The organism is Vibrio sp. OPT41 (assembly GCF_015163595.1).
Taxonomy (GTDB): domain Bacteria; phylum Pseudomonadota; class Gammaproteobacteria; order Enterobacterales; family Vibrionaceae; genus Vibrio; species Vibrio alginolyticus.
Genome location: NZ_JADDYH010000004.1, coordinates 1 through 275 on the forward strand (window position 1 = coordinate 1; position 275 = coordinate 275).

Consider the following 275-nt stretch of genomic DNA (forward strand, 5'->3'; position numbering starts at 1 on the left):
GGGAACCTGGCGCTGGATCACCTCCTTAAACGATGATTATTGCGATGAGTGTTCACACAGATTGATACGGTTTATGAAGTTTAAGAGATAGAACATCCCCCAAGATGTTCACTTAGTGTCCCGTTCGTCTAGAGGCCTAGGACACCGCCCTTTCACGGCGGTAACAGGGGTTCGACTCCCCTACGGGATACCATTGGGTCGTTAGCTCAGTTGGTAGAGCAGTTGACTTTTAATCAATTGGTCGCAGGTTCGAATCCTGCACGACCCACCATTTC

The 275-nt window shown here is 49.5% G+C and carries 2 tRNA genes; both read left to right on the forward strand.

Going from position 1 to position 275, the window contains the following annotated elements:
* Positions 1 to 117: 117 nt before the first annotated feature.
* Positions 118 to 193 (forward strand) — tRNA-Glu (locus IQP38_RS00425).
* A gap of 2 nt (positions 194 to 195) precedes the next feature.
* A tRNA-Lys gene (locus tag IQP38_RS00430) sits at positions 196 to 271 on the forward strand.
* The last annotated feature ends 4 nt before the right edge of the window (positions 272 to 275 follow it).